Source organism: Nonomuraea sp. NPDC050310 (genome assembly GCF_040655795.1).
Lineage (GTDB): Bacteria > Actinomycetota > Actinomycetes > Streptosporangiales > Streptosporangiaceae > Nonomuraea.
In genome coordinates this window covers 222,198-246,170 of record NZ_JBFAKP010000010.1, presented here as the reverse complement: position 1 = coordinate 246,170, position 23,973 = coordinate 222,198, and the positions used below count along the sequence as shown (strand labels likewise).

Sequence of the window (23,973 nt, the reverse complement as noted above, 5' to 3'; positions counted from 1 at the left end):
CCGGGCGCGTCGTCAGGCGTCCAGGGCCGCCGCCAGGTCGCGGGCCACGCTCGGCGAAAGCCGGCCGTCGGAGATGACGACCGTGAGGGAGCGGGTCAGCTCCCCGTCCAGCGTGCGCGGCTTGTCCCAGGCCAGTGCCGGTCCCACGCCGGGGTACTCGGCCACGCGCACGAACCACGGGTCGATCTCGCCGCGCTGGACGAACAGCAGGCTCCACCCGTCGGACACCAGCGCCAGCCACGGTTCGGTGCTCCCGTGCACCGCCGCCTCACCGCGTTCGGTGGCGGTGAAGGCGTCGAGGCCCGGCGACTCGCGCGGCGCCCGCCAGAAGAAGCCGCCGTACCCGGCACCGGGCCGGCCCTTGGTCGCCGAGCTCTGGATCTCCAGCGGCCCGCCGCGCAGGGTGAAGCCGAGGTCGAGCACCCAAGCCGAGGCCGACGGCGAGTCCCGGCGGGCCAGCAGCGTGCGCTCCTCGGTGAGCAGGAGCGTGCCGTCCGGGCCGAGCCAGTCGAGGCGGTCGTGCCAGCCGCCCTCGACCGGGCGCAGGGCCCGGCGCTGCTGGCGGCCGTGGTTGGGCAGGAGCGTGGGCCCCTGGCCGGGGACGAAGGTGCTGCCGCCCCAGAAGTTGATCCCGGCCACGTCCGACACCGCGACCGAGGCGCCCAGGTGGTGGACGTGGTCGGCGGGCTGGACCTCGGTGACCACGACGCCGCCGAGGGTCTTGACCGGGTGGAGGAAGGGCCGCGGGGCCGCCTCGGCGGGCAGATCGCCACGCAGCGCGTAGACCGCTTCCCCCACCCGGACCTCGGGCCAGCGGTCCGTCTCGACGGCGGGCGCGGCCGGGAAGCCGAGTTCGGAGAGCGTCTTGAGCTCCTGCGCGCTCCGCATGGCCAGGTCTGCCACGCCGGGGACGATCCGCCGCCCGTCGAGCGTCCGGCTGGGGATCGGCACCGGGTCGGGCGCCAGCCGTACGGCGTCGAGGAAACGGGTGAAGCCCTCGGTGGCGGCGAGCGGGACGAGCAGGTCGGCACCGTCGCGGACGTGCGCGACGAGGTTGGCCAGCAGGCCGGTGCGGTCGAAGCCGAGCCGGGTGCCGTCGGCCAGCTCCAGCTCGTCGGTGGTGTAGAACAGCCGCGCGGTGCCCGCCGAGCCGTGGACGAGCAGGTAGGGCTCGTGCCGCCGGTTGGAGCAGAGGGAGACGGTGACCGTGACGAGGGTGCCGTCGCGCAGGTGGAGCCGCGCGCTGGAGGTGTCGTCGGCCTCGATGGCGTTGGCCCGGTAGAGCTCGACCTCGACCCGGTCGACGGGGGAGCCGCCGGCCAGCGCCAGGGCGGTGGCGGTGGCGTGCGCGAACGGGTTGGTGAGCGCCCCGTCCATCACGTCGACGCCGTCGAGGCGGCGCTTGCCGGCCCAGCGCGCGCGGGTGTAGTAGCCCTTCACCCGCTCCCAGGCCCCGGCGACGCCGATGGCGCGGATGTCGCCCACGGCGGTGCGCGCGGCGGGGATCGCCGCCGAGCCGAGGGACTGGAAGCCCACCTGGCAGGCCAGCCCGGTCGCCCGCACGGCTTCGGCGATGCGCTCGAACTCGGCCACCGAGGGCGCGGGCGGCTTCTCCAGCAGCACGTGCGCCCCGGCGCGCAGGGCGGCGACGGCGAGGTCGGCGTGGGTGTGGATGGGGGTGGCGATGATCGCGATGTCCGCGCCGGTGCTCCGGACCAGCCCGGCCAGATCGCGCGACTGCGGCACCGCGAAGCCCTCGGCGGGCCGCAGGTCGCAGATGCCGGCCAGCTCGACGCCGGGCAGCCGGTCGACGGTGTCCAGGTGGTGGCGGCCGTACCCGTGCGCGCCGGCGACGACGACCTTCACCGCGCCCACCTCGTCGGGTGGCCGGTGGCGCGGAGCCGGCCGCCGGAGATCTCCACCGGGTACGGCTCGGCCAGCAGGCCCAGGTCGGCGAGGGCGGCGTCCTCGACGTGCTCGACCATGGCGGGCTGCCGCAAGGTCAACGCCAGTTGTCCCGAAATTTCGGTCAGCAGGTGTGGATAGACCGGCACCCCAAAAGCATCGGCCACCGTGCAGATCCGAAGGAAGGGGGTGATCCCGCCAACCCGCACCACATTCGGCTGGACCACGTCACACGCCCCCGCGGCCAGCAGGTCACGGAAGCCGTGCACCGAGTAGACGTTCTCCCCGCAGGCGAGCGGCACGCCGGTCCGCCGCCGCAGCTCGGCCAGCCCGGCCACGTCGTCGGCGGGCAGCGGCTCCTCCACCCAGAACAGGTCGAACTCGGCCAGCGCCTCGATCGCCCGCCGGGCGCGGAAGCGGTCCCAGCGCTGGTTGGCGTCGACCATGAGCGCGGTGTCCGGTCCGATCACCGACCGCACCGCCGCGACCCGCTCGACGTCCTCGGCCAGCGCGGGCCGGCCCACCTTGATCTTGACCGCGGGCAGCCCCTTCCACCGCTCGGCCTGGGCGACCAGCTCGTCCAGCGAGTAGTGCAGGTTGACGCCGCTGCCGTACACGGGGACCTCGGGCCGCCGCTCGCCCAGCACCTCGGTGAGCGGGCCGCGCAGGTCCCAGAGCGCCAGGTCGAGCCCGGCCAGCGCGATGGTCGCCAGGCCGCCCCGCCCGGCCTCGCTGAGGTGGGCCGACAGCCGGTCCCAGACCAGCTCGGGGTGGGCGGGCAGGCCGAGGGCGGCGTCGCGGATGTCGTGGTCGAGCAGTGCCCGCACCGCGTGGGCGCCGATCTGCGGGGTCCAGGCCGCGCCGGTGCCGATCCGGCCGTCGGCCAGCTCGACCTCGACGCGGACGACGTGGTTGGCGGGCACGTCGGCGCCCCACGGCCGGGTCAGCGGCACCGACCGCAGGGCGGTCCTGAGATCGGTGATCATGCCTGGACCAGCGACAGCCCGTGCTTGAGCAGGGCGTCGAGCTCGGCCTCGTGCTCGGGCGTGAGGTCGGTCAGCGGCGCGCGCACCGGCCCGGCGTCCAGGCCGCGCAGCCGCAGCCCGGCCTTGACCAGCGCCACCGCATACCCGGGAGCCTTGCTGCGCAGCTCGACCAGAGGCGCGTAGAACTCGGTGAGCAGCCGCTCGTCCCCGGCGTAGTAGGCCAGCGCGATCTCGGGGGCGAAGGCGAAGACGGCCGAGGAGTAGAGCGAGACGCCCAGGCCGCGGTAGGCGGGCATGGTCAGCTCGGCGGTCGGCAGCCCGTTGAAGAAGGTGAAGCCGGTCCCGATCTCGCGGCGCACGGCCAGGACGGTGCGCTGGAAGCGGTCGATGTCGCCCAACCCGTCCTTGAGGCCGACGACGCCGGGGACGCGGGCCAGCTCCACCACGTCGGCCGGGTCGAGCACGACCGAGCCGCGCTGGTAGACGATCACCGGCAGCTCGGCGGCGACCGCCGTCACGTACGCCAGGAACCCGGCCTTGCTGCCCTGGGCGAGGTAGGGCGGCATCAGCAACAGGCCGTCCGCCCCGGCCTCGCGGGCCGCCCGCGCCTGGGCGAGCGCGGCGCCCAGCGGACCCCCGGCCCCGGAGAACACCGGCGCCCGGCCCGCGGTCGCGGCCACCGCGACCCGGGTGACCAGCGCGTGCTCGGCCTGCGACAACGCGGAGAACTCGCCCGTGCCGCAGGCGGCGAAGACCGCGCCAGGCCCGTGCGCCACGCCACGCTCGACGTGCTCGGCCAGCACCCCCTCGGCCAGCGCGCCTTCGGCGGTGAAGGGGGTGACCGGGAAGAACAACACGCCGCTGAGGTCCATCACACACACTCCTGGGACAGTTCGGTACGCCAGCTTCGCTTGGCGTGCCAGCCGAGCAGGCGCTCGGCCTTGGCGGAGGAGAAGGCGGGGGCCGAGCCGGTGAGCCCGGCGGCGAACCCCGCGGTCGAGGGGATGACGCGTGGCAGCACCTCGCCGAGCGGGTCGCGGGCCAGCGCGTCGGCCGCCCCGGCGAAGAACACCTCGCCGTTGGGCAGCTCCGGTAACCGGTCGAGCAGGGTGATCAGCAGGTCGGCGGCGTCGCGGGCGTCCACGTAGTTGAACAGCGACACCCCGGCGATCTCCGGCCGGTCGAGCCGCTCGCGCACGGTGTGCCCGGACTGGGTGGGCGCGCCCTCCCACTCCTCCGGCGCGATCACGAAGCAGGGCCGCACGGCCGCCATCCGGGTCGGGCTGGTGCGCGCGAAGGTGCGCATCGTCTGCTCGGCCACCGCCTTGGACAGGCTGTAGGCATTCCACGGCTGGAGCGGGTGCTCCTCGTCGATCGGCAGGTAGGCGGGGCTCCAGCCGCCGGGCGAGCCGTACCCGATCACCGTGGGGCTGCTGGCCACGATCAGCTTCGGCACGCCGAGCGCGGTCGCGGCGTCGCAGAGGTTGTAGGCGAGCTGGGTGTTGGTGCGGAACGTCACCGCGTCGCTGCGGCTGAACGGGGTGGCGATGGCGGCCAGGTGCACGATCGCGTCCGGGCGGTAGCGGGCCAGCACCTGGTAGGTCTCGCCGAGGTCGGTCAGGTCGGCGGGCAGGTGGCCGGCCGCCTCCGGCGGGGTGCCCGGCGCGCTGTCCACGCCGATCACCTCGTGCCCGGCCGCGGCGAAGGCGGTCACGACGCTGCGGCCGAGGCGCCCGGCGCTCCCGGTGACAAGCGTTCTACTCACGGGTGGTCTTTCCTTCCGGCAGTCACGAGCCGGCAGTCACGAGCGGCCTCTGAGACTGCAACCAGTTGCACGAAACAGTGTCGGCAACTTCCGGAATCGTCAAGAGGGCAATTTTCCTGACTGGGTTGAGCTGGATAAATGCGGGAACCGTCCACGCTGCAAGACGGCAACCGGTCGCCAGATCGCCTAGGAAGCTCTGCAACCGATTGCGTTACCCTGCGATCCGAACGCACCCTCAATGAGAGCGAGAACCCCGTGAGACTTGGCGAGACCCCCGCCGGCGAGGCGGTCCACCGGCACGTGCTGACCAGTGGCCGGCTGCAGGTGGCGATCCTGACCCTCGGCGCCGTCGTGCAGTCGATCCGGCTGGCCGACGGGACCGAGGTGGTGCTGGGGCTGCCCACCGTCGAGGACTACCTCGAACGCAGCCGCTACTTCGGCGCCGTGGTCGGCCGCTACGGCAACCGCATCGCGCACGGCCGCTTCACCCTGGACGGCGTGCCGTACCGGCTGGCCAGGAACAACAACGGGCACAGCCTGCACGGCGGCGAGCGCGGCTTCGACAAGCGCGTCTGGCGCGCGGAGCCGGACGGCGAGCGGGCGCTGCGGCTGAGCTACCTGAGCAAGGACGGCGAGGAGGGCTACCCGGGCACGCTGGCCGTCACGGTCACCTACCGCCTCGACGGCGCCGCGCTGGGCATCGGCTACCACGCCACCACCGACGCGCCGACGGTCCTGAACCTGACCAACCACTCGTACTTCAACCTGGCCGGTGGCGGCGACGTACGCGGCCACGTCGTCACCATCGACGCCGACCACTACCTCCCGGTCGACGAGGGCAAGATCCCGCTGGCCGGGCCGCCGGCGCCGGTGGCCGGGACCCCGTTCGACTTCACCGAGCCGACCCCGGTGGCCGCGCGCCTGGACGGCGCCTACGACCACTGCTACGTGCTGCGCCCCGGCGGCCGGATGCGGGTGGCCGAGCCGGTGTCGGGCCGGGCGATGACCGTGACGACCACCGAGCCCGGCGTGCAGTTCTACACCGGCCACCTGCTCGACGGGATCGCCACGCCGTACGGCAGGCAGGCCGGCCTGTGCCTGGAGACCCAGCGCTTCCCCGACTCGCCCAACCGCCCGGACTATCCCTCGGCGGTGCTGCGGCCCGGCGAGGAGCACGTCTCGGCCACGACCTATGCCTTCGAGGACTGCAACCGCTTGTAGCAACAACGCCACATTTGGAAGATTCCTCGGTTCGTCGAAACCCGCTGTTAACGATCTGATCTGCATAAACATCGGTGACGATATATCGGTAACAGCAAGGTAACACCTGCAAAGGGTTGACGTAACTTTCCCGGGCGCTATAGGAAAGCGCCATCCAATCCCGTGCCGCCGCGAGGCGCAGCCAGAGGGATGAGCACCGCTATGTCCGACTCAGTCACCGTGATCGCGCCCCCCGAGCCCGGTCGCGCCCCCGCCCCGGCGCACCGCCGGGAAAAGAGGCAGGCGTGGAAGCGCCGCGAGGCCCGCACGGCCTACGTCTTCCTCGCCCCGTGGTTCCTCGGGCTGGCCGTCATCACGATCGGCCCGATCCTCGCCTCGCTGTACCTGTCCTTCACCGACTACAGCCTCCTGGAGGAGGCGAGCTGGGTCGGCTGGGACAACTACGCCAAGATGTTCGCCGAGGACGACCGCTTCCTCACCTCACTGCAGGTGACGACGGTCTACGTGGTCGTCTCGGTGCCCCTGCAACTGGCCTTCGCGCTGGCCTTGGCCCTCCTGCTGGACCGGGGCCTGCGCGGCCTGCCGATCTACCGCTCCATCTACTACCTGCCCTCGCTGCTGGGCGGGAGCGTGGCCATCTCCATCCTGTGGCGGAAGATCTTCGGCACGGACGGCCTGGTCAACTCGATCCTGGCGCTCTTCGGCATCCAGGGCCCCGGCTGGGTCACCGACCCCGACACCGCGCTGGGCACGCTGATCCTGCTGCACGTGTGGACCTTCGGCGCGCCGATGGTCATCTTCCTGGCCGGCCTGCGGCAGATCCCGCAGAGCTACTACGAGGCGGCGGCGGTGGACGGGGCCTCCAGGCTCACCCAGTTCCGCTCGATCACGCTGCCGCTGCTGACCCCGATCATCTTCTTCAATCTGGTGCTGGAGGTGATCAAGTCCTTCCAGTCCTTCACCCAGTCGTTCATCGTCAGCAACGGCACGGGCGGGCCGGTCGACTCGACCCTCTTCTACACGCTCTACCTCTACCTCAAGGGCTTCAAGAGTTTCGAGATGGGCTACGCGGCCGCCATGGCGTGGGTCCTGTTGCTGATCATCGCCGGGCTCACCGGCGTCAACTTCCTCATGTCGAAGTATTGGGTCTTCTATGGCGACACCAAGTAACCGCGGCGATCGGGTGCCCCTGCTCTACCGGCGGCGGGTCGGCCGGGGCGCCAAGCACCTGCTGCTCATCGGCTTCGGCCTGGTCATGCTCTACCCGCTGCTGTGGATGATCTCCAGCTCCTTCAAGCCCGAGGAGCTGATCTTCCGGGAGCCGGGGCTGGTGCCGTCGTCGGTGACGCTGGACAACTACACCGAGGGCTGGAGCGCGCTCAAGCACTCCTTCGGCTACTACCTGTGGAACTCCGCGGTGATCACCGGGCTGTCGGTGGTGGCCAACCTGGTCGCCTGCTCGATGGCCGCCTACGCCTTCGCGCGGCTGGAGTTCCCGCTCAAGAAGCTGTGGTTCGCGATCATGCTCGGCTCGATCATGCTCCCGCACCACGTGACGGTCGTGCCGCAGTACATCATGTTCGCCAAGGCCGAGTGGATCAACACGATCTGGCCGCTCATCGTGCCCAAGCTCCTGGCCACCGACGCCTTCTTCATCTTCCTGATGGTGCAGTTCATCCGCACCCTGCCCAGGGAGCTGGACGAGGCGGCCGCGATCGACGGCGCGGGCTACTGGCGCACCTTCTTCCGGGTGATCATCCCGCTCAGCATGCCCGCCCTCGCCACCACCGGGATCTTCACCTTCATCTGGACTTGGAACGACTTCTTCAGCCAGAACCTCTACCTCACCAAGTCCGACAACCTCACCGCGACCGTGGCGCTGCGCCAGTTCCTCGACGCCAGCGGCGAGTCCTCGTGGGGGCCGATGTTCGCCATGTCGATCGTCTCCCTCGGCCCCATCTTCGGCTTCTTCCTGGCCGGCCAGAAGTACCTCATCCGCGGTATGGCGACCACCGGCCTCAAATAACCCTTCCCAAGGAGGTACCCCCCATGAAGCGCAGCAGGTTAACGCTCGCCCTGGTCGCCACCGCGGTCCTGGCCACCGCGTGCGGCGGCGGCGACGGCGGCTCGGCGGCCGGCGGCGACGGCAAGACGAAGCTCACCTTCTCCTACTGGGGCAGCGACGCCCGGCAGAAGCTGACCGAGCAGGCCATCGCCAAGTTCGAGGAGAAGAACCCCACCATCGACGTCGAGGGCGACTTCTCCGACTGGGACAGCTACTACGAGAAGCTCGCCACCAAGGTGGCCGCGAGCGACGCGCCCGACGTGATGACCATCGAGATCCGCGGCCTGGCCGAGTACGCCGGCCGCGGCGCGCTCGCCGACCTCACCGGCAAGGTGAACACCGCCGACCTCGACCAGCAGGTGCTCACCGCCGGCCAGGTGGACGGCAAGCAGTACGCCATCCCGACCGGCGTCAACACCTTCGCCCTGGTCGTCAACAAGGCCGCCGTCGAGAAGCAGGGCCAGAAGCTGCCCGACGACAAGGCCTGGACCTGGGACGAGTACGCCGGCCTGGCCAAGGAGATCACCGCCAAGAGCGGCGGCGCGGTCTGGGGCACCGAGTACAACTTCAACCCCGCCTTCCTGCAGATCTTCGCCGCCCAGCGCGGCGAGAAGTTCTACGACAACGGCAAGATCGGCCTGACCCCCGAGACGGTGAAGGCCTGGTGGGCCACGATCCAGCAGCTCGTCGACACCAAGGCCGCCCCCGACCCCGCCAAGATGGCCGAGGTCGGCACCAAGGTCGACCAGGCCCTGCTGGCCACCAACGCCGGCGCCTTCGGCCTGTGGTGGAGCAACCAGCTCGGCGCCCTGCACAAGGGCTCAGGCCAGGAGCTCGACCTGCTGCGCCTGCCCAAGGCCGAGGGCGCGGCGACCTCCGGCATGTTCCTGCAGCCGGCCATGCACTACGCCATGTCCGCCAAGACCGAGCGCTCGGCCGAGGCGCAGAAGTTCATCGAGTTCATGCTCAACGACCCCGACGCGGCCGCCATCGTGCTCAGCGACCGGGGTCTGCCCACCAACGCCAAAGTGCTGGCCGCCGTCAAGGACAAGCTGCCCGCCACCGACCAGAAGACCCTGGCCTTCATCGACTCGGTCAGGAGCGAGCTGACCCCCACCGTCGTCCCGCCCAAGGGCGCGATGGAGATGGAGGACATCCTCAAGCGCACCTCCGAGGAGGTCCTGTTCGGCAAGACCACGCCGGACGAGGGCGCGCAGAAGTTCCTGACCGAGGCCAACACCGCGCTGGCCGGCTGACACACCCGTGCTGTACGGCTCGCGGGAGCCGTACAGCACGCCACTTGGGGGAGAGACCGTGAGATACGGCTTCGTCGGGCTCGGCCACCGGGCCCAGATGTACCTGGACGCGCTGCTGGGCGACTGGCGCGACACCGGCGAGATCGTCGCCTTCTGCGACACCAACCGCACCCGTATGGACCACTACGCCGAGCACATCGGCCGCGACGTGCCCAGGTTCGGGCCCGACGGCTTCGCCCGGATGCTGGAGCTGTGCGACGCGGTCGTGGTCACCAGCGTCGACGCCACGCACGCCCGCTACGTCGTCGAGGCGCTCGACGCCGGCAAGGACGTCGTGGTCGAGAAGCCGCTGACCGTCGACGCCGAGGGCTGCGAGGCGATCCGCGCCGCCGCCGGGCGCAATCCCGGCAAGCTGGTCGTCACCTTCAACTACCGCTACTCCCCGCGCAACTCCGAGGTCCGGCGGCTGCTGGCCGAGGGGGCCATCGGCGAGGTCACCTCGGTGCACTTCGAGTGGACCCTCGACACCATCCACGGCGCCGACTACTTCCGCCGCTGGCACCGCGACAAGGCCAGCTCAGGCGGCCTGCTCGTGCACAAGTCCACCCACCACTTCGACCTGGTCAACTGGTGGCTCGGGGCCGCCGCCGAGTCCGTCTACGCCCAGGGGGAGCTGCGCTTCTACGGCACCGCCCGCGCCCTGCCCGGCCGTCCGGCGCGCGGCCAGGGCGCGCCGGGGCTGGGCAGCGACCCGTTCATCCTGGACATCTCCGCCGATCCCCGGCTCAAGGCCCTCTACCTGGCCGCCGAGCACGAGGACGGCTACGTCCGCGACCAGGACGTCTTCGGCGAGGGCGTCACCATCGAGGACACCATGGCGGTGCTGGTCCGTTACGACAACCGGGCCCTGCTCACCTACTCCCTGGTCGCGCACGCCCCCTTCGAGGGCTACCGCGTCGCCTTCAACGGCACCGCCGGCCGCCTGGAGCTGGAGGTCTGCGAGCGCGAGTGGACCCCGCCGCACGCCGCCGTCGACCCCAGCGCCGCGTCCAAGGAGCACGCCACCGGCGCCTGGGAACGCCTCACGCTGCGCCCGCACTGGGAGCCGCCGCGCGAGGTCGGGATCCCGGCCGGCTCGGGCGGGCACGGCGGCGGCGACCGCCTCCTGCTCGACGACGTCTTCCGCGGCCCCGCCGCCGACCCCCTGGCCCGGCAGGCCGGCCACCTCGACGGCATCCGCGCCGTCCTGGTCGGCGCCGCCGCCAACGAGTCGATCCGCCTCGGCGAGCCCGTCCGCCTGACCGACGGCGGCACCCGCCTTGCCCGCTGACCACCGCCGCCGCCGTGGTTCTGGTACGGCAGGCGGAGCGGGATACTTCCAGGGCGGGACGGCACACGGCTCCGGACACGGCACGGCAACGGGAGGTACGGCGTGGCGGTGACGATCAGGGATGTGGCGCGGGCCTCCGGCGTGCACGTCTCCACGGTGTCGCGGACCTTCTCGGCCCCGCACCTGGTGAACGCGGAGACGCGCACCCGGGTGCTCGCGGTGGCCGAGGGGCTCGGCTACCGCCCCAACCGGGCGGCCCGCGCGCTGACCACGGGCCGCACGCACAACCTCGGGCTCATCGTCGCCGACATCGCCAACCCGTTCTTCCCGCCGCTGATCAAGGCCGCCCAGGCCCAGGCCCGCGAGCGCGACTACCACGTCTTCGTCGCCGACACCGACGAGGACCCGGTGCTGGAGCAGGAGCTGATCGAGACCCTGGTCAAGCAGGTCGACGGCGTGCTGCTGTGCAGCCCCCGGCTGTCCAACCGGGTGATCGAGAAGCTGCGCGCCGAGGTGCCCTTCGTGGTGGTCAACCGCCGGGTGAAGGGCCTGACCACGGTGCTGATGGACGTCGGCCAGGGCGCCCGCGCGTCGGTCGCGCACCTGGCCGGACTCGGCCACCGCAGGATCGGCCTGCTGACCGGCCCGCCCGGCTCCTGGACCAGCGAGGAACTGCAGGGCGCGGTGCGGGAGGCGGCCGAGGGGCTCGGGCTCGACCTGGCGGTGCTTGGCCCGAACGAGCCGACCGAGCGCGGCGGCCTGGCCGCGGCCGAGGCGGTCGTGGAGTCCGGGGTGAGCGGCGTGCTCTGCTACAACGACCTGGTCGCGCTCGGCGTGATCGAGGGCCTGCAGGAACGCGGCCTCAGCGTGCCGGGCCAGGTCAGCGTGATCGGCGTGGACGACAGCCTGCCCGGCCGGCTCACCAAGCCCAAGCTGACCACGATCACCATGCCGACCGCCGCCGCCGGCCGGATGGCGGTCGACCTGCTGCTGGCCGCGGTCAGCGCGGGGGAGGAGCGCACGGCCACCCTGGCGCGGCTGGAGACCGACCTGGTGATCCGGGAGTCCACAGGCCCCGTCACCACCTAGTTCGGGACGAACCGGCGAGCCTCAGTGCTCTCCACCGGGTCTACGACGTACCTTTGGCATCATGGCCACCCGTACGCCGAAAAGCACATCGAAAGGTCCGGCGAAGCGGTCGACCTCCGCCAGGTCCACCCCCGCCAAGCGGACCCCGGCGTCGGGAAGCCGCCCCAGGGCCCGGAGCCAGGCCCGCAGACCGGTCGCCCACCAGGACCCGATCAGCTGGGTCTTCACGATGATCGGCAAGCTGATCGTGGGCATCTGGATGCTGCTCGCCAACGGCGTCGGCGCGGGCGCGCGGGCCCTCGGCAACCAGGCCAAGGAGCTCGACCCCGCGCACCGCCGCGACGGCGTCGGCCTCGCCGTGCTGGCCGGGGCGATCGTGCTGGCCGCGATGACCTGGCGGGCGCAGACCGGCACGGTGGCCACCTTCGTCGCCACCGTCACCCGCGGCGTCTTCGGCTCGCTGGCCTGGGCGGTGCCGCTGCTGCTCGGCCTGCTGGCCTGGCGCTTCCTGCGTCACCCCGAGCAGAACGCCGACACCGGCCGGATGGTCATCGGGTGGAGCGCGCTGCTGGCCGGGGTGCTCGGCATCATCCACGTCGCCAACGGCACGCCGTACCCGTCGGGCGGGGCCGGCGACACGATGGACCACGTCGCCCGGGCGGGCGGCATGATCGGCTTCATCGTCTCCGCGCCGCCGATGAGCATCCTGGCGCCGTACATCACCATCCCGCTGCTGCTCATCCTGTCCGGCTTCGGCGTGCTGGTGGTCACCGCGACGCCGGTGCACCGCATCCCCGAACGGCTGGGCGAGCTCAAGCACCTGCTCTTCGACCGGGGCGCCGCGGGCGAGCCCCGGCCCTCGACGCCGCGGCGGCGCACCCGCAAGCAGGAGGGGCCGGCCCTCCCGGACGGGGTCAAACCCTACGACACGCCGGTGATCAAGGAAGAGGACAAGCGCGCCGACCACTCGCCGGAGATCGTCCCCGGTCTCACCGACGAGGAGGAGCCGACCCCGGCGGCCAAGGACGCCAAGCCGGAGCCGCCGCTGCCCACCCCCGCGCCGCGCAAGGTCGAGCAGCTCGTGCTCTCCCCGCAGGCCGGGCCGTACAGCCTGCCGGACCTGGCGGCGCTCAAGCAGGGCACCGCGCCCAAGCCGGCCACCAAGGCCAACAGCACCGTGGTCAACGCGCTGACCAGCGTGCTGGAGCAGTTCACCATCGACGCGCAGGTGATCGGCTTCACCCGCGGCCCGACGGTCACCCGCTACGAGATCGAGCTGGGCCCCGCGGTCAAGGTGGAGAAGGTCACCGCGCTCACCAAGAACATCGCCTACGCGGTGAAGTCGGCCGACGTGCGGATCCTGTCCCCGATCCCCGGCAAGTCGGCGATCGGCGTCGAGATCCCCAACGCCGACAAGGACCTGGTCGCCCTGGGCGACGTGCTGCGCTCGCAGGTGGCGCAGGCCGACCACCACCCGATGATCGTGGGCCTGGGCAAGGACGTCGAGGGCCGCACCATCGTGGCCAACCTCGCCAAGATGCCGCACCTGCTCATCGCCGGCGCCACCGGCGCGGGCAAGTCGGTCTGCGTCAACGGCCTGATCACCAGCATCCTGATGCGCGCCACCCCGGACGAGGTGCGCATGGTGCTGGTCGACCCCAAGCGCGTCGAGCTGAGCGTCTACGAGGGCATCCCGCACCTCATCACCCCGATCATCACCAACCCGAAGAAGGCCGCCGAGGCCCTCGAATGGGTGGTGGGGGAGATGGACCGCCGCTACGACGACCTGGCCGCCAGCGGCTTCCGGCACGTGGACGAGTTCAACAAGGCGGTCAAGGCGGGCAAGCTCGTGCCGCCGCCCGGCAGCGAGCGGGTCTACCAGCCCTACCCCTACCTGCTGGTCATCGTGGACGAGCTCGCCGACCTGATGATGGTCGCGCCGCGCGACGTCGAGGACTCCATCGTCCGCATCACCCAGCTCGCCCGGGCCGCCGGCATCCACCTGGTGATCGCCACCCAGCGGCCCTCGGTGGACGTCGTCACCGGCCTGATCAAGGCCAACGTGCCCTCGCGGCTGGCCTTCGCGGTCTCCTCGGTCACCGACTCCCGGGTCATCCTCGACCAGCCCGGCGCCGACAAGCTGGTCGGCCAGGGTGACGCGCTGTTCCTGCCGATGGGCTCCAGCAAGCCGATCCGCATCCAGAACGCGTTCGTCTCCGAGAAGGAGATCGCGGAGATCGTCACCCACTGCAAGGGCCAGATGCAGGCGGAGTACCGCGACGACGTGGCCGCCGCGCCGGTCAAGCGGGAGATCGACGAGGAGATCGGCGACGACCTCGACCTGCTGCTGCAGGCCGCGGAGCTGATCGTGACGACCCAGTTCGGCTCGACGTCGATGCTCCAGCGAAAACTGCGCGTCGGTTTCGCCAAGGCCGGGCGGCTGATGGACCTTCTGGAAAGCCGGAACGTCGTGGGTCCCAGCGAGGGGTCAAAAGCCCGCGATGTGCTGGTCAAGCCGGACGAACTGGCCGGTCTGCTCGCCGATCTCCGCGGGGAATGACCCAGGCAGCCCCTGGGCATGGTGATAACTGATTGAATGTGACTCACTACGCAAGGTCAGGGGCGGGGAGTGAACGAGCAGAGCATTGGCTCCATGCTGGCCGAGGCCAGGCGGGAGAAAGGGCTGACGGTCGGTCAGCTCAGCGCGAGCACCCGCATCCGCGAGGCTGTGCTGTACGCCATCGAGCGTGACGACTTCTCCCTCTGCGGGGGCGACTTCTATGCCAGGGGGCATGTCAAGGGCATCGCCAAGGCGCTGGGCCTCGACCCGGCGGCCATGGCGCAGTTCTACGAGGACCAGCACGGCGGGGTGCCGGTCCCGGTCAGGGCGGCCGAGGTCTTCCGCGCCGACCGCAAGGTGCGGCTGCGCGAGCGGCGCGGCCCCAACTGGACGATGGCGCTCGGCGTGGCCCTGGCCATCGTCCTGGTCTTCGGGGTGGTGCGGGTGATGGGCGGCAGCGGCGAGGTGCCGACCGCCGAGATCCAGCCCGCCGCGAGCGTGCCCAGCATCACCGCCGGCGCGGGACGCACCCCGGCTCCGGAGCCGCCTCGCCGTACGCAGGCGCAGTCCGTGGGGCAGGCGTCGATGGTCGTGGTGCGGGCCAAGGCCAGGCGTTCGGCATATGTCACCGTGCGGGACGCGCGGGGCCGTAAGCTCTTCGCCGGGACCATGCCGGCCGGCCGCACCACGACGTGGAAGGCGCCGTCGGAGGTGAAGCTGCTCATCGGTGACGCCGGCGCGGTCTCACTGCAGGTCAACGGCAAGAACCTGGGCACGCTCGGAGCGCGGGGGGAGACGGTGCGGCGGTCCTTCGGACCTTCGGTACCCAGGCCCCGGTGAAGGTAGTGGCCGAGTGCCGATACCGTAGGGGGCACCATGTCATCCCGCAGAACCGTATCCCTGATCACTCTGGGTTGTGCCCGTAACGAGGTCGACTCCGAGGAACTCGCCGCGCGCCTCGAAGCCTCCGGCTGGCAGCTCGGCGAGGAAGACCCGGACGTCGTCGTCGTCAACACGTGCGGCTTCATCGACTCGGCGAAGAAGGACTCGATCGACACGCTGCTGGCCGCCGCCGACTCCGGCGCCAAGGTGATCGCCGCGGGTTGCATGGCCGAGCGGTACGGCAAGGAACTGGCCGAGGCCCTGCCCGAGGCCAGCGCCGTCATTTCCTTCGACGACTACACCGACATCGGCACGCGGCTCGACGACGTGCTGGCCGGCCGCAAGCACGACGCGCACACGCCGCGCGACCGCCGCACCCTGCTGCCCATCTCGCCGGTCGAGCGGCGCGGCGCCACCAACATCCCCGGCCACGGCGAGCTGCCCACGGGGGTGGCGCCCGCCAGCGGCCCGCGCGTCCTGCGCAAGCGGCTCGACGAGAGCCCGGTGGCCTCGCTCAAGCTGGCCTCCGGCTGCGATCGCCGCTGCACCTTCTGCGCCATCCCGGCCTTCCGCGGCGCCTACGTCTCGCGCCGGCCCGAGGAGCTGCTGGCCGAGGCCGACTGGCTGGCCCACCGCGGTGTGCGCGAGCTGGTCCTGGTGAGCGAGAACTCCACCTCCTACGGCAAGGACCTCGGCGACCTGCGCGCCCTGGAGAAGCTGCTGCCGCAGCTCGCCGCGACCGAGGGCGTCGAGCGGGTGCGGGCCAGCTACCTGCAGCCCGCCGAGCTGCGGCCCGGCCTGATCGACGTGATCGCCGGCACCGAGGGCGTGGCCCCCTACTTCGACCTGTCCTTCCAGCACGCCAGCGGCCCGGTGCTGCGCCGGATGCGCCGCTTCGGCGACCCCGAGCGCTTCCTCGACCTGCTGGAGGTCGTGCGCAAGCAGGCTCCCGAGGCGGGCGTGCGGTCCAACTTCATCGTGGGCTTCCCCGGCGAGACCGAGCAGGAGTTCGGCGAGCTGGTCGGCTTCCTGGAGGCCGCCAGGCTCGACGTGATCGGCGTGTTCGGCTACTCCGACGAGGACGGCACCGAGGCGGCGACCTTCGACGGCAAGCTGCCGCAGGAGGTCGTCGACGAGCGCGTGCGCGTGCTCACCGAGCTGGCCGAGGAGCTGACCGCCCAGCGGGCCGAGGAGCGCATCGGCACCGAGGTCGACATCCTCATCGAGGAGGATCTCGGCGACGGCGGCTACGAGGGGCGCGCGGCGCACCAGGGCCCCGAGGTGGACGGCTCGGTCACCGTGCAGGGCATCGGGCTGCTGCCCGGGCAGATCGTCCGGGCCGTCGTGGTCGACGCCGAGGGCGTCGACCTGATCGCCCGCATCAAGGCCGGTCCATGACCAGGGACGAGCGCCGCTTGGTGAGCCCGTGGAACATCGCCAACGTGCTCACGGTGATTCGGCTAGCGCTCGTCCCGTTCTTCGTGACCTGCCTGTTCCTGCCGGGCCCGGGCTGGCGGCTGGCCGCGCTGGGCGTCTTCGCGGTCGCCTCGATCACCGATCATCTGGACGGGGAGCTGGCCCGGCGCTACGGGCTGATCACCGACTTCGGCAAGATCGCCGACCCGCTCGCCGACAAGGCCCTGACCGGCGCGGCCCTGGTCTCGCTGTCGATCCTGGGCGAGCTGTCGTGGTGGGTGACCATCGTGATCATCGTCCGCGAGCTGGGCGTCACGGTGCTGCGCTTCTGGGTGATCCGCGACGGCGTGATCCCGGCCAGCTACGGCGGCAAGGTCAAGACCGTGCTGCAGATCGCCGCGATCGTGCTCTACCTGCTGCCGTTCGCGCCCGATCCGCTGCGCTGGGTCGTGATGGGCGCCGCGGTGCTGGTCACTCTCGGCACCGGTGTCGACTACGTGTGGCGCGCCGTGCGGCTGCGCCAGGTGGCCAAGCGGGCCCGAGGGGAGTGACGCGCGGGTGAGCGCCGAGCGGGTGTTGTCCGAGCTGGTACGGCAGGGCGCCACGCTGGCGGTCGCCGAGTCGCTGACCGGGGGGTCGATCGGCGCCGCCTTCACCGCCGTCCCCGGCGCCTCCCGTGCCTTCCGGGGCGGGGTGATCGCCTACGCCACCGACCTGAAGGACTCGCTGCTGGGCGTGCCGGCCGATCTGCTGGCGCGTGAGGGCGCGGTCCATCCTGACGTGGCCGCGGCGATGGCCGAAGGGGTCGCGCGGGCCTGCGGGGCGAGCTACGGGCTGGCGGTCACCGGGGTGGCGGGACCCGATCCGCAGGACGGAAAACCCGTGGGCACCGTTTTCGCCGCGGTGTACGGTCCTGACGGGCGGGTCTGGAGTAAAGATCTGCGCTTGGATGGGTCACGTGACGGTATTCGGGTAGAGACGGTTCACGAGGCCGTCGATCTGCTCGAAGGTGTGCTGAAGGCGAACATGGGGGAACATTCCGGATGATTACCGTGTTACGTCCCCAGCGAACATGCGATGCACGGTCTGACGCGGTGTCGGTGGATACGGGTACGGTGGAGCTGTGAGTGAGGTCCGAGAGCCGGCTGCCAAGCAGCGACGCCCGACGATGACGGCGAGGAGTATGTACGAAGTCAAGAAGAAGATCGGGCATGGTGGAGTGAAGCCGACGACCACTCCGGGGAGGGAGCGACAGATGATCCTGCTGCGCCAGCTTCTGGGCGACGTGCTGCGGCGGCTGCGCGTCCGGCAGGGGCGGACGTTGCGTGAGGTGTCCACGCTCGCGCGCGTGTCGCTCGGATACTTGTCCGAAGTAGAGCGCGGTCAGAAGGAGGCCTCCTCCGAACTGCTCGCGTCGATCTGCGGTGCGCTCGGCGTTCCGCTCTCTCAGGTGTTGCGTGAGGTCTCCGACCAGTTCGCGCTCGCCGAACTCCAGGCTGCCCCCGTGCTGGCCGACGCGCCCGAGCACGAGCGCCTGCCGCTGGCCGAGACCGTTCCCGGCTCGCTCGGCGACTCCGTCTTCCCCGAGGTGAAGGACATGGTGGCCGCCTAACGAGGCTGACAGTGACCGCACCACAGGATGAGTCGCTCCTGTGGGTTGGCTCCCATCTCCCCGCGACTGATGCGTCCTCCGCATCGGCGACAGGGTCTGCCCGCCCTGCCGTAGACCCACCGTTCCCGGCCTTGACGGCGATCACCCGTGGTCACCGCTCCCGCCCGATCCTTGTTGGCCTCCAGCAGTCGCTGCGCCAGTGAGACCAGGCCGACCAGGTCGTTCACCTCGCCCACCGGGCGCCAGGGCCACACGCCGCGCAGGAAGAGCGTCTCCGCGCGATAGATCGTGCCGATGCCCGCCAGGTTGCGCTGGTCGAGCAGTGCCTCCCCGATGGTCCGTTCCGGGGCCCGCAGCAGCCGCGCCACCGCCTCCTCCGCGTCCCAGTCGGGGCCCAGCAGGTCGGGGCCCAGATGGCCCACCACCCGGTCCTCGTCGGCCGTGCGCAGCAGGTCGACCATGCCCAGCCTGATCCCCACCGCCTGGACCTCCGCCGTGGCCAGCACCAGGCGCACCTGGTCGCCGCGGGGCAGCCATGCCCGGGCGGGGAAGATCTGCCAGCTTCCTTCCATGCGCAGATGGGTGTGCACGGTCAGGTCGCCTTCGACGCGGGTGAGCAGGTGCTTGCCGCGTGACAGGTTCTCCAGCACCCGCCGGCCGGACAGGTCGGCGGTGGCGTGCCGGGGAACCCGGAAGTCGGAACGGGTCAGGACATGACCGTCGAGGGCCCGCCGCAGCTTGGCGGCGGTGCGGTGGACCGCGTCCCCCTCGGGCATCAGTCCCAGGCGGCCGGGTCGGCGGCCAGGTCACGCACGCTGGCGGGCAGTTCGCCCTTGGCCACGTGCTCCAGGTTCACCTCTTCGAGGATGGCCCGCTCGGAGGCGCGCAGGGCGATCCAGACCTGCTGCAGCGACTCGGCCGGGCCGCGGTAGCCCACGTGCTCCGGCCGCTCGCCGCGGACGTTGGCCAGCGGCCCGTCCACGGCCCTGATCACGTCGGCCAGCGAGATCTCCGCCGCGGGCCTGGCCAGCACGTAGCCGCCTTCAGGGCCGCGCTGGCCGCGCACCAGGCCGGCCCGGCGCATCTGGAGCAGGATGTTCTCCAGGTACTTGGGCGGCATGTCCTGCTCTTTCGCCAGCTCACCCACGGTAGTCGGTCCGGCACCCGCAGCGGCGAGTTCGGCGGCGGCACGGAGGGCGTAGTCGACACGAGCGGAAAGGCGCATGTAACCGATTATCCCTCCTGGTCAAGACTGGTTAGCCGCAAGGTCGCCACAACGGGCAGATGATCGGAGTACGGCACGCGCGGCACCTCGGCGGAGACCACGGTCAGGCCCTTGGAGATCAGCAGGTGATCGATGCGCTGGTCGGGCCGGTCGGCCGGGGAGGTCATCGGGTCGCCGAGCGCGGTCAGCGGGTCGGTGAGACCGGCGTCGAGCAGCGGCTTGAGCCCGGCCGCGTCGTCGGAACGGATGTTCAGATCGCCCGCGAGCAGCACCGGGCGGGGCGTCGCCGGCGCGGGTGAGCCGGAGGCGCCCATCGGGGTGCCGGAGTCCGGTCCCGCGGCGGCGGGGTCGAGCCCGGCGGCCAGGTTGCGGGCGATGGCCGCCACCTCGGGAGCCTGTCCGGGCGGCGCCTGCAGGTGGGTGTTGACGATGCCGAGTTCGCGCTCGCCGACCTTGACCACGATCGCCTGCGCCTGCGCTCCGGTGGGGTAGTCGTGCTCGCCGAGCGGGTGCGAGGCGACCTGGACCGGCAGGTTGGTGAGGATCGCGTCGCCCCACACCCGGTCGGCGGCGGGCGCGAAGTGGAAGCGCATCCCGAGCCGGTCGGCGATGCGGGCCAGCCCGTCGTGACCGCCGTTCAGCAGCCAGCCGCGGTCCACCTCGCTCAGCAGGACGACGTCCGGCTTCTTCGTGGCCGCCCAGTCGGCGATGGCGTCGAGGGAGAGCCGGCCGTCCAGGCCGAAGCCCATGCGGATGTTGTAGGCGATGACAGTCACGGTGTCGCCCTGCTTGGGCCGCAGCGGCGGCTCGGACCGCAGGCCGGTGAGCGCGACGAGCCCCGCCACGCCGGCGACGAGGGCGAGCCGGACCCACTCGGGGGCCGGCGGCGGCGTGTCCGGCGTGCGCGCGGCCACCAGCGCCACCGCCAGCACCGCGACGGAGACGGCCACCGGAACCAGCGTGTTGGGGAAGCCGAGGTCGAGGTCGTAGGCGGCGTAGTAGGCGAAGGTCGCCACCAGGAACAGGAGCGTCCCGCCGAGCAGGGCACCACCGGGCCGCGCCGGGGGCCGGGCCCGCCGCGCGGTCAGCGCCATCGCGGTCAGGGCGGCCATCGGCAGGAAGACGGTCAACGGGACGGCCGGGACGACGAGGGAGGCGAGCCCGAGAACCGTCCAGACCACCGTCATGGGCAGGGTGGCGACACGTTCCGGCGTGAACACGAAGGCCGCCGCGCACATCGCCGGCAGCAGGGTGCCCGCCAGGCCGGGCGCCGGGGGAGTGAGCAGGTACATGCCGGTCAGCAGGAGGAGCGGGCCGAACAGGAACCACGTCGAGGACGGCGCGAGGTCTTCGGAGGCCGACGCCTGCGGCAGGGAGGCGGCGAAGGCGGCGCAGAGCGCGAGCACGCCCAGCCAGGGCAGCACGCCGTCGCGCCAGACCAGATCGACGTTGCCCAGCAGCAGGTGGATCAGCACCGCCGCGCCCAGGCCGCCGGAGACGCCCCGGGCGACCGCGTGGCGGTCCAGGGTGCGCGCGCAGCCGTAGAGGAACACCAGGCCCGCCGTGACGCCCGCTGAGGCGGTGTAGAGCTGTTCCAGGCCGGTCTGGAGCCCCAGGCGCGCCAGCAGGAGGAGGGCGGCTCCGCCGTACAGGGACCAGCGGGGTTTGAGCAGGGCGGCCAGGAACGGCAGGACGAACCAGAGCGCGGCGTACAGGCCCATCAGTTCGGCGGGCGTCTCCCCGGCCCGGCCGAACAGAGTGATCAGTGACGGGAGGAAGACCCGCAGGACGTCGAAGAGGAGGATGATGCCTAAAGCGAGCGGGAGGGCGGGCATGAGGCATCCTCACGTCCATTCGGGTTTGTTGGCAAGAGCGCTAAACTCTCAGCAACCTTAACGATTTGACGTTGGGATTCACGGTGGAGCGACGTCCTGGTGTGCCGCGGTTGCTACGGGAGATCAACGACCGGGCGGCCCTCGAACTGCTCCTCGGCGAAGGACCGATGACCCGCGGCCAGATCGGCGATCTCACCGGGCTGTCCAAGGTGACCGCCTCCCAGACGCTGGCCAGGCTGGAGGAGCGCGGACTCGTCGAGGTCGTGGGCGTGCAGGCGGGCGGGCGGGGGCCCAACGCCGCGCTCTACTCGGTGGTCTCCAACTCCGCCTACGTCGCCGGTCTCGACGTCGGCCCCGAGAACGTCTCCACGGCGATCGCCGACATCCACGGGCGCACGCTGGCGGAGGTCACCGTCAGCCCCAACGGCGACGACCCGGTCTCCGTGGTGCACAGCGCGGTGGTCAAGGCGTGCAAGAGCGCCAAGGTGAGCCTGTCCAAGCTGCGCGGCGTGGTCATCGGCACCCCCGGCGTGGTCGACCCGCGCAGCGGCGACGTGCGCTTCTCCTTCGACCTGCCGGCCTGGCACGAGGGCATCCACGAGGCGCTCGCCCGCGACCTCAAGCGCGAGGTGACGATCGAGAACGACGTCAACCTCGCCGCCGTCGCCGAGGCGGCCGGCGGCGCGGCCCGGGGGGTCGACGACTTCGTGCTGCTGTGGGCCTCGCGCGGCATCGGCCTGGCCGTCATGCTCGACGGCAAGCTGCACCGCGGCCGCTCGGGCAGCGCGGGCGAGATCGGCTACCTGCCGGTGCCCGGCGTGCCGCTGCCCGAGGACGTGCGGGCCGAGCCGGGGCGGCTGCCGTCGCTGGCCGGCGGCCTGCAGTCGCTGGTCAGCGCCGAGGCGGTGGCCGACCTGGCCAAGGGGTACGGCTTCGCGGTCACCGACGCCAGCGAGGGCGTGCAGGCGGCGATGGCCGCCGGCGAGCGCGGCGAGCCGTTCCTCGACGAGATCGCGCACCGGCTGGCGCTGGGCGTGGCGGCGGTCTGCGTGGTGCTCGACCCGGGCCGCGTGGTGCTGGCCGGCGACGTGTGCCGGGCCGGGGGCGCGGCGCTCACCACCCGCGTCGAGGCGGCCGTGGCCCGCATCTGCCCGATCCGGCCGGAGGTCGTGACGACCGCGGTGGAGGGCAACCCGGTGCTGCGGGGTGCGGTGCTGGCCGCGCTCGACCAGGCGCGCGAGGAACTGTTCACCTCTTGAGCATGACCTTCCTGGGAGCGATCCCAGGCTCCTGAGCATGGTGAAAGCCCCGCGCCGGCAGGTGACGCGGGGCTTTCCGGGGAGAGGGTCTACGAGGCTAGGCGGTGAGCAGGAGCTCCCGGGCGGCCTGCGCGTTGGCCAGGGCCGCGCCGTACGTCGCGATGTAGGCCGCGCTCTGCGGGCGCCAGATGGGCAGGCCCATCTCGATCACCGTGGTGTCCGGCCGGGCCGCGACCAGCTCGCTGACCAGCGCGCGGCTGTCGGCGTAGCGGTGCGCGTCCTTGACCACGACCACGAGCGAGCGGTCGGCCGCCCGGCCGAGCAGCTCGTCGGCGTCGGCGTCGGCGGGCTTGATCCGCACCGTCTCGGCCTCCGGCAGAGCCAGGCCCCACGGCACGTCGCCGACGGCGATCGTCGGGGGCGTGTCGACCTCGATGACCAGCGGATCGACCAGCGGCGCGGTCTCGCCGGACAGGCGTACGGCACGGCGGGCCGCGTCCAGGCCGATGCCGGCGTCGCCCGCCGGGTCGGCCGAGGAGCCGAACCAGGCGCGCAGCTCGCCCACCCGGGCCGCGGCCTGCTCCAGGCGGGCCAGCGGCAGCCGCCCGTCGCCCACGGCCAGGACGATCTCGGCGATGACCGCCTCGACGTCGGCCTGCGACGGGATCGGCCCGAGGCAGAGCAGGTCGGCCCCGGCGGCCAGCGAGCGCACCGCGCCGCCGGCCAGGCCGACGCTCATGGTGATCGCGTGCATGTCCAGCGCGTCGGAGATGACGACGCCGTCGTAGCCGAGCTCCTCGCGCAGCAGGCGGGTGAGCGCGGCGGGGGACAGGGTCGCCGGATCGTCACCGGTCAGCACGGGCACGGCCACGTGCGCGGTCATGATCGACTTGGTGCCGGCCTTGATCGCGGCGCGGAAGGGCACCAGCTCGCGCTCGCGCAGCACGTCGAGGCCGACGTCCACGACCGGGATGGCCAGGTGCGAGTCCACGCGGGTCGCGCCGTGGCCGGGGAAGTGCTTGACGCAGGCGGCGACCCCCGCCGACTGCAGGCCCGAGACGGCGGCCACGGTGTGCCGGGCGACCAGCTCCGGGTCGTTGCCGAACGAACGGGTGCCGATGACGGGGTTGTCGTCGGCGGTGTTCACGTCGGCGTCCGGCGCCATGTCGAGGTTGATCCCGCAGGCCGCCAGCTCCGCGCCGATCGCGCGGTAGACCCGGCAGGTCAGGTCCACGTCGTCGACCGCGCCGAGCGCGGCGTTGCCCGGGTACGGGCTGCCCACGTGGTAGGCCAGCCGGGTGACGTCACCGCCCTCCTCGTCGAGGGAGATGACCGGCTCGCCGGCCGACTTCAGGGCCGCGGTGAGCTCGCTCACCTGCGGCGGGGTGGAGACGTTGAATCCGAAGAGTGTGACGCCACCCAGGCCCTCGCCCAGCGCCCGCAACACCCAGTCGGGTGCCGTGGTGCCCTGGAACGCGGCCAGGAGTGTGCCGGCCGCAAGGCGGCGCAGCCCCCGATCACTCATGATTTTTCCCATCAGGAAGTACGGCCCGCGCCCCGGCAGGAC

General features: G+C 71.8%; 21 protein-coding genes. 13 read left to right on the top strand and 8 right to left on the bottom strand.

All coding sequences use genetic code 11. The features are described 5' to 3' along the window. Window positions 1-12: 12 nt before the first annotated feature. Genes AB0I67_RS24235 through AB0I67_RS24220 form a run of 4 tightly spaced genes read right to left on the bottom strand, consistent with a single transcriptional unit; the run spans window position 13 to window position 4,656 of the window. On the bottom strand, window positions 13-1,866 hold the full coding sequence (locus AB0I67_RS24235; RefSeq protein ID WP_357927507.1) for a DUF6807 family protein: 1,854 nt from the start codon (window positions 1,864-1,866) through the stop codon (window positions 13-15). Beyond that, window positions 1,863-2,891, bottom strand: coding sequence for a mandelate racemase/muconate lactonizing enzyme family protein (locus AB0I67_RS24230; protein WP_357927505.1), 1,029 nt, complete (start codon window positions 2,889-2,891; stop codon window positions 1,863-1,865). The genes AB0I67_RS24235 and AB0I67_RS24230 overlap by 4 nt, the downstream gene beginning before the upstream one ends. Continuing rightward, window positions 2,888-3,763, bottom strand: a complete 876-nt coding sequence (locus AB0I67_RS24225; RefSeq protein WP_357927535.1) for a 5-dehydro-4-deoxyglucarate dehydratase — start codon at window positions 3,761-3,763, stop codon at window positions 2,888-2,890. The genes AB0I67_RS24230 and AB0I67_RS24225 overlap by 4 nt, the downstream gene beginning before the upstream one ends. Beyond that, window positions 3,763-4,656, bottom strand: a complete 894-nt coding sequence (locus AB0I67_RS24220) for an NAD(P)-dependent oxidoreductase (protein WP_357927503.1) — start codon at window positions 4,654-4,656, stop codon at window positions 3,763-3,765. The genes AB0I67_RS24225 and AB0I67_RS24220 overlap by 1 nt, the downstream gene beginning before the upstream one ends. Before the next feature lie 255 nt (window positions 4,657-4,911). Here AB0I67_RS24220 and AB0I67_RS24215 point away from each other — a divergent pair, with 255 nt between their 5' ends. The 12 genes from AB0I67_RS24215 (at window position 4,912) to AB0I67_RS24160 (ending at window position 18,087) form a co-directional block, all read left to right on the top strand. Continuing rightward, entirely contained in the window at window positions 4,912-5,877 is a 966-nt protein-coding gene (locus AB0I67_RS24215) for an aldose epimerase family protein (protein WP_357927501.1), read from the top strand. Window positions 5,878-6,078: 201 nt separating this feature from the next. Then, window positions 6,079-7,047 (top strand): sugar ABC transporter permease, encoded by a 969-nt coding sequence (locus tag AB0I67_RS24210; protein WP_357927499.1) that lies wholly within the window; start codon window positions 6,079-6,081, stop codon window positions 7,045-7,047. Between the two features lie 85 nt (window positions 7,048-7,132). After that, window positions 7,133-7,903: a carbohydrate ABC transporter permease gene (locus AB0I67_RS24205; protein WP_357927534.1), complete on the top strand. Its 771-nt coding sequence runs from the start codon at window positions 7,133-7,135 to the stop codon at window positions 7,901-7,903. Window positions 7,904-7,926: 23 nt separating this feature from the next. Continuing rightward, complete coding sequence (locus AB0I67_RS24200; protein ID WP_357927497.1) at window positions 7,927-9,198, top strand: extracellular solute-binding protein; 1,272 nt, start codon at window positions 7,927-7,929, stop codon at window positions 9,196-9,198. 58 nt (window positions 9,199-9,256) lie between these two features. Next, complete coding sequence (locus AB0I67_RS24195) at window positions 9,257-10,528, top strand: Gfo/Idh/MocA family oxidoreductase (RefSeq protein WP_357927495.1); 1,272 nt, start codon at window positions 9,257-9,259, stop codon at window positions 10,526-10,528. A gap of 102 nt (window positions 10,529-10,630) precedes the next feature. Continuing rightward, complete coding sequence (locus AB0I67_RS24190; protein ID WP_357927493.1) at window positions 10,631-11,617, top strand: LacI family DNA-binding transcriptional regulator; 987 nt, start codon at window positions 10,631-10,633, stop codon at window positions 11,615-11,617. Between the two features lie 229 nt (window positions 11,618-11,846). Beyond that, window positions 11,847-14,177, top strand: coding sequence for a DNA translocase FtsK 4TM domain-containing protein (locus AB0I67_RS24185; RefSeq protein WP_357927492.1), 2,331 nt, complete (start codon window positions 11,847-11,849; stop codon window positions 14,175-14,177). 69 nt (window positions 14,178-14,246) lie between these two features. Next, complete coding sequence (locus AB0I67_RS24180; protein WP_357927491.1) at window positions 14,247-15,017, top strand: RodZ domain-containing protein; 771 nt, start codon at window positions 14,247-14,249, stop codon at window positions 15,015-15,017. A 36-nt stretch (window positions 15,018-15,053) separates the two neighbouring features. Then, window positions 15,054-16,457, top strand: a complete 1,404-nt coding sequence (gene rimO / locus AB0I67_RS24175) for a 30S ribosomal protein S12 methylthiotransferase RimO (protein WP_357927489.1) — start codon at window positions 15,054-15,056, stop codon at window positions 16,455-16,457. After that, a complete protein-coding gene (pgsA, locus tag AB0I67_RS24170; RefSeq protein WP_357927488.1) occupies window positions 16,454-17,026 on the top strand; it encodes a CDP-diacylglycerol--glycerol-3-phosphate 3-phosphatidyltransferase in 573 nt (190 codons plus the stop codon). The genes rimO and pgsA overlap by 4 nt, the downstream gene beginning before the upstream one ends. A 7-nt stretch (window positions 17,027-17,033) precedes the next feature. Continuing rightward, entirely contained in the window at window positions 17,034-17,522 is a 489-nt protein-coding gene (locus AB0I67_RS24165; RefSeq protein ID WP_357927486.1) for a nicotinamide-nucleotide amidohydrolase family protein, read from the top strand. 208 nt (window positions 17,523-17,730) lie between these two features. Next, window positions 17,731-18,087 carry a helix-turn-helix transcriptional regulator gene (locus AB0I67_RS24160; protein WP_357927484.1) on the top strand — a complete coding sequence of 119 codons (357 nt, stop codon included), beginning with the start codon at window positions 17,731-17,733 and terminating at the stop codon, window positions 18,085-18,087. On the opposite strand, the gene AB0I67_RS24155 is transcribed toward AB0I67_RS24160, so the two are convergent. From AB0I67_RS24155 to AB0I67_RS24145, 3 genes are read right to left on the bottom strand one after another with little or no spacing between them, the layout of a single operon-like run. Then, window positions 18,084-18,863 carry a DNA-formamidopyrimidine glycosylase family protein gene (locus AB0I67_RS24155; RefSeq protein WP_357927482.1) on the bottom strand — a complete coding sequence of 260 codons (780 nt, stop codon included), beginning with the start codon at window positions 18,861-18,863 and terminating at the stop codon, window positions 18,084-18,086. The two genes, AB0I67_RS24160 and AB0I67_RS24155, sit on opposite strands and share 4 nt — an antisense overlap. Next, entirely contained in the window at window positions 18,863-19,312 is a 450-nt protein-coding gene (locus tag AB0I67_RS24150) for an Rrf2 family transcriptional regulator (RefSeq protein ID WP_357927480.1), read from the bottom strand. The genes AB0I67_RS24155 and AB0I67_RS24150 overlap by 1 nt, the downstream gene beginning before the upstream one ends. An 8-nt stretch (window positions 19,313-19,320) precedes the next feature. Continuing rightward, complete coding sequence (locus tag AB0I67_RS24145) at window positions 19,321-21,147, bottom strand: endonuclease/exonuclease/phosphatase family protein (protein WP_357927478.1); 1,827 nt, start codon at window positions 21,145-21,147, stop codon at window positions 19,321-19,323. Between the two features lie 83 nt (window positions 21,148-21,230). On the opposite strand from AB0I67_RS24145, the gene AB0I67_RS24140 reads away from it, so the two are divergent. Beyond that, window positions 21,231-22,406 carry an ROK family transcriptional regulator gene (locus AB0I67_RS24140; protein WP_357927476.1) on the top strand — a complete coding sequence of 392 codons (1,176 nt, stop codon included), beginning with the start codon at window positions 21,231-21,233 and terminating at the stop codon, window positions 22,404-22,406. A 97-nt stretch (window positions 22,407-22,503) separates the two neighbouring features. Here AB0I67_RS24140 and AB0I67_RS24135 read toward each other — a convergent pair whose 3' ends face one another. Further along, the gene (locus tag AB0I67_RS24135; RefSeq protein ID WP_357927474.1) at window positions 22,504-23,931 is read right to left on the bottom strand and encodes a glycoside hydrolase family 3 protein; all 1,428 of its coding nucleotides are present in this window, start codon (window positions 23,929-23,931) and stop codon (window positions 22,504-22,506) included. Between the last annotated feature and the right edge of the window lie 42 nt (window positions 23,932-23,973).

Bases quoted from the DNA above. Each gene is read 5' to 3' on its own strand.
- AB0I67_RS24200 (WP_357927497.1), top strand. From the start codon at position 7,927: ATGAAGCGCAGCAGGTTAACGCTCGCCCTGGTCGCCACCGCGGTCCTG.
- AB0I67_RS24205 (WP_357927534.1), top strand. From the start codon at position 7,133: ATGCTCTACCCGCTGCTGTGGATGATCTCCAGCTCCTTCAAGCCCGAG.
- AB0I67_RS24155 (WP_357927482.1), bottom strand. From the start codon at position 18,863: ATGCCCGAGGGGGACGCGGTCCACCGCACCGCCGCCAAGCTGCGGCGG.
- AB0I67_RS24135 (WP_357927474.1), bottom strand. From the start codon at position 23,931: ATGAGTGATCGGGGGCTGCGCCGCCTTGCGGCCGGCACACTCCTGGCC.
- AB0I67_RS24185 (WP_357927492.1), top strand. From the start codon at position 11,847: ATGATCGGCAAGCTGATCGTGGGCATCTGGATGCTGCTCGCCAACGGC.
- AB0I67_RS24210 (WP_357927499.1), top strand. From the start codon at position 6,079: ATGTCCGACTCAGTCACCGTGATCGCGCCCCCCGAGCCCGGTCGCGCC.
- AB0I67_RS24160 (WP_357927484.1), top strand. From the start codon at position 17,731: ATGATCCTGCTGCGCCAGCTTCTGGGCGACGTGCTGCGGCGGCTGCGC.
- pgsA (WP_357927488.1), top strand. From the start codon at position 16,454: ATGACCAGGGACGAGCGCCGCTTGGTGAGCCCGTGGAACATCGCCAAC.
- AB0I67_RS24150 (WP_357927480.1), bottom strand. From the start codon at position 19,312: ATGCGCCTTTCCGCTCGTGTCGACTACGCCCTCCGTGCCGCCGCCGAA.
- AB0I67_RS24225 (WP_357927535.1), bottom strand. From the start codon at position 3,763: ATGGACCTCAGCGGCGTGTTGTTCTTCCCGGTCACCCCCTTCACCGCC.
- AB0I67_RS24145 (WP_357927478.1), bottom strand. From the start codon at position 21,147: ATGCCCGCCCTCCCGCTCGCTTTAGGCATCATCCTCCTCTTCGACGTC.
- rimO (WP_357927489.1), top strand. From the start codon at position 15,054: ATGTCATCCCGCAGAACCGTATCCCTGATCACTCTGGGTTGTGCCCGT.
- AB0I67_RS24230 (WP_357927505.1), bottom strand. From the start codon at position 2,891: ATGATCACCGATCTCAGGACCGCCCTGCGGTCGGTGCCGCTGACCCGG.